Below are 3,730 nucleotides of genomic sequence, written 5' to 3'. Positions count from 1 at the left end.
AGACTCACAGGTCGTAGGCATTCCTGGAGTTGCTCGACCACGTAATGGCATGGTTGCTGTTCCTGGTGAAACAGTTGTTGAAGACAGCGGCCGTGCGTGGGTTGACCCCGCGATGTTTATCTAAGAGATAAATCTTTTAGGCGCGAGAAGCCTCAAGCGAATACTTCGCGATCTTTTTGTGGTCATCAAGCGAGACATTGAGTGCTCGGTGGATGTTGGTCCACTTTGTCCATGCATAGGCGGGGTTCACAAACATCCAATGCGCCTTAGCCCAGATGCTGTAGTCACTGTCTCGCAGAATCTTGCCCCAGCAGACTAAGACATCTCTGACGGCACGAAGCTTGGCTTGTGCCCACGACAGTGACTGTCGACCTTCGCCCACGCGACGCATGCCCAGTGTCTCGTCAAAGATGCGCTTGCCGTATTCGCTGAAAGTGACGTCATTGGAGTGCTCAACGACAGCAGAAGCTGCATACGCCTTGCGGTAACCAGCTTCGAGAAGATCCCGAGCAAACGCCATATCTTCGCTGTAGTTCACATCTCGATAAGGAATCGTGTTAAGCAAGAAATCGCGACGGGTGGCGGAATTCACATCAGAGTAGAACAACTCTCCCGCTGTCAGCTCATGTGTCTTCGAAAGGGCACCATCAATGACGGTGGTTACACCGTCTGGGCCGCAGGCCCTGAAGACACCATCGATTTCATACTTCAACAGTGGTGAGCAATTAGCCCTGGCAATGTGTTTTCCCACTACACCCACACAATCCAGCCCAGCAGGGTCAAGAGGCGCAGTGATATTAGTGAGCCAGTTGGAATCAGCTGGAATAGCGTCGTGGCTGAGATAGGCAATGTTGGTGCCACGAGCCAGCTTGGCTGCGAGGTTACGTGTCTTCCCATGACCAAACTCAGAGCCAGGAATCTCCACCAAACGAACGGCTGAGTGTGTGCCAATGATGTCGAGTGTGGCATCGCTTGAACCAGAGTCAATGATCAGGATTTCAAAGTTGCCAGAAAAGTGTTGAGACTCGACGGCGTGAAGCAAGCGGTCAAGATACTTCTCACCATTGAAAGTAGGAATGAAGACGGTTGCATCAACCGTCTTCTTACTCTCTGGAGTAACGAGGGGCATTACTTCTTCTTCAACCCAAGGGTTTTGTTGAAAACAGAAACAACCACTTCACCAGGACCAGCCCAGCTGCCACCCTCCATTGCCTGAGCAATCTTTCGCGAGTGATCAACCTGCTTTTCGTTGTCTACGGCCGCAATAAGGTGTTCTGCCATGCGACCTGGAGACATAGCCACGAAATCAATACCTGGGTTGTCATTGAGGGAAATACGTGTGTTGTCTGCGTCGTTCACAACGGGGACCACACCACAAGCCATCACTTCCAAGGGAAGCAATGACACGGATGTGAGCGAAATCAGTAGCGCTGAAGCACAGCGGTTATATAGATCTGGCAGTTGGGAAACATCGAGAGTTCCATGGTTCACGAAGGGGAAATCGAGACCCGCATTAGACATATCCCAGCCAGCAATGTTGATGGTGATGTCAGGACGCCTGCGGTGAACTTCTTCCAGAACAAGGAGTCCAAACTCTGTCCCGCGACGGGCCGTGGTGGGACGGGCATAGAACAAGATTTCGTTGCGTGGATTGTCATTGGTGCGGGTGTAGCGCACAGCATCTACGGCGTATTCATAGAAGTCAGTCGGCATGCCGTAATCACGCTTCAGCTTCGCGGCAAGCCACGAACCGATCGTGATTCCGTGGTAGCCCAGACGATACGAGTTCTCTGCCACGACATAGTCGGGACCAGCAGGGAAGAAATAGGGTTCAAAGTCGAGAACCCAGTAGATCCTGGGGATGTTGCGTTCATATCGCCAGGCTGCATACGCAGTTGCCCAGTCCGTGGCCACAATGACATCAAAGTCCCCGGCCAAACCCGTTTCAGGGTCATACATCCGGTATTCAGCGTTGAGCTGGGGATAACCAGAGTTGGTGGAAAGCATGTGCTTCACACCCTCAACACTCACCTTGGGGAAAGTACCCGCTGAGTAAAGAAAGATAGTGATTTCGTAGCCGGCTTGTTCCAGAAACTGCATGAACAAATACGCATTCTGGTGTCCACCACTGGAGCGTCCCGGAGGAGAGATAACCCAGGCAATCTGGGGCTTTCCATTGGGATTTACGGGCTTTTCAGCCTTGAAGTTTCGGTCCTGCGTCCAGTCAACAGCGAGAACATCTTGTTTGAAAACTGTCGCTAGTGGCACTTCTTCAAAGGGGTTTGACCTTGAGGTCAACCACTTCGCTCCGCGCCACGCAGTGGACTTGACGCCCTCATACTTGAGCATCTCGGATGCGCGCTTGAGAACAGACATTACTTCTGGAAAGCCTTCACAGTGTCAATGACATAGGCAACCTGAGCATCGGTCATCCCTGGCCAGAGTGGCAAGCGGGCAAGACGGCCAGCAAAGGAATCGGTCTTCTCGAGAGAGCCAACTGTCCGGCCGTATTTCTTGCCGGCAGGGCTTGAATGCAGGGGCACGTAGTGGAACGTTCCTACTACGCCATTGCTTCGAAGATATTCGAGGAATGAATCACGAGTGTCTTGATCTTTCATGAGCACATAGAACACGTGAGCTGCATGTTCTCCGTCAACGGGAGTCATCACAGAACCGCCAAGAGAAGAAGCCCAGTCGGTCAAGGCTTCGGAATAGGTGTTCCAAATCTCAAAACGACGTTCCTGAATACCTTCGAAGGCATCAAGTTGAGCATCTAAGACTGCAGCGTTCAACTCAGAAGGAAGATAGCTGGAACCCCAGTCAACCCAGGTGTATTTGTCTACCTGACCACGCAAGAACTTGGAACGGTTGGTTCCCTTTTCACGCATGATCTCTGCAGCTTCAATAAGAGCAGGGTCGTTGATGAGTACTGCTCCACCTTCCCCACAGTGCACGTTCTTGGTGTCATGGAAGCTTTGGATAGCAACAGAACCGATTGTTCCGAGAGCTCCGAATCGAGACTTCACAGCCAAGCCATGAGCATTGTCTTCAATGACAGGGATGTTGTGCTTTCGAGAGATAGCCATGATGGCATCCATGTCGACAGGAGCTCCGCCATAGTGCATGACAGAGATGGCCTTGGTATTCGCTGTAATTGCCTTTTCAACCTCAACCGGGTCAACGTTGCCGCTGTCGCCCTCGATATCCACGAAGACCGGCACTCCCCCGGCAGCAACGATAGATGCTGCCCCAGAAGAGAACGTGAAGCTGGGAACAATAACTTCGTCGCCTTCGCCAATACCCAGCAAGCGAACAGCCATCTCTAAAGCAGCAGTTCCTGAAGTGGTGAGCAAAACCGTTGGTGAGCCCGTGAGCTCCACCATTTTTGCCGAAGCAGACTTGGTAAACGGACCATCGCCATGGACATGATCAGACGCAATAACAGCAGCAAGATTGTCCGGCGCCGCAGGCGCACGGAACGGCACCGAGAACAGAATCGGTGTCAAAGCGTCGCTTGCAGACATGTTTTGAGTCTAGTTCTGAACTAGTTTTGGTCGCCCAAAGCAGCCAAGCGCGATTCTTCATCAGCAGAAATACACGACTGAATTACCGGCTCAACTGCCCCGTCCATTACACGATCCAAGTCATAAGACTTGTAACCGGTGCGGTGGTCAGCAATGCGGTTCTCGGGGAAATTGTATGTGCGAATACGCTCTGAACGGTCCACGGT

Annotated in this window: 3 protein-coding genes and 1 pseudogene; all 4 read right to left on the bottom strand. The window is 52.1% G+C overall.

The window, feature by feature from the left end; genetic code table 11:
- Positions 1–136: 136 nt before the first annotated feature.
- On the bottom strand, positions 137–1,129 hold the full coding sequence (locus Q0362_RS02770; protein ID WP_298119526.1) for a glycosyltransferase family 2 protein: 993 nt from the start codon (positions 1,127–1,129) through the stop codon (positions 137–139).
- Positions 1,129–2,376 carry a glycosyltransferase family 1 protein gene (locus tag Q0362_RS02765; RefSeq protein ID WP_298119524.1) on the bottom strand — a complete coding sequence of 416 codons (1,248 nt, stop codon included), beginning with the start codon at positions 2,374–2,376 and terminating at the stop codon, positions 1,129–1,131. Before Q0362_RS02765 ends, Q0362_RS02770 begins: the two co-directional genes overlap by 1 nt.
- Positions 2,376–3,524, bottom strand: coding sequence for a dTDP-4-amino-4,6-dideoxygalactose transaminase (gene rffA / locus Q0362_RS02760; RefSeq protein WP_298119522.1), 1,149 nt, complete (start codon positions 3,522–3,524; stop codon positions 2,376–2,378). Before rffA ends, Q0362_RS02765 begins: the two co-directional genes overlap by 1 nt.
- Before the next feature lie 20 nt (positions 3,525–3,544).
- Positions 3,545–3,730, bottom strand: a pseudogene (locus Q0362_RS02755) (peptide chain release factor 1); the annotation flags it as partial.

Source organism: uncultured Aurantimicrobium sp., from assembly GCF_936931525.1.
Taxonomy (GTDB): domain Bacteria; phylum Actinomycetota; class Actinomycetes; order Actinomycetales; family Microbacteriaceae; genus Aurantimicrobium.
Note: the sequence above shows the minus strand (reverse complement) of the source record. Positions and strands in the feature narration are given on the sequence as shown.

Coding starts and splice junctions, on each gene's coding strand:
- Q0362_RS02770 (WP_298119526.1), bottom strand. CDS start 1,129: ATGCCCCTCGTTACTCCAGAGAGTAAGAAGACGGTTGATGCAACCGTC.
- Q0362_RS02765 (WP_298119524.1), bottom strand. CDS start 2,376: ATGTCTGTTCTCAAGCGCGCATCCGAGATGCTCAAGTATGAGGGCGTC.
- rffA (WP_298119522.1), bottom strand. CDS start 3,524: ATGTCTGCAAGCGACGCTTTGACACCGATTCTGTTCTCGGTGCCGTTC.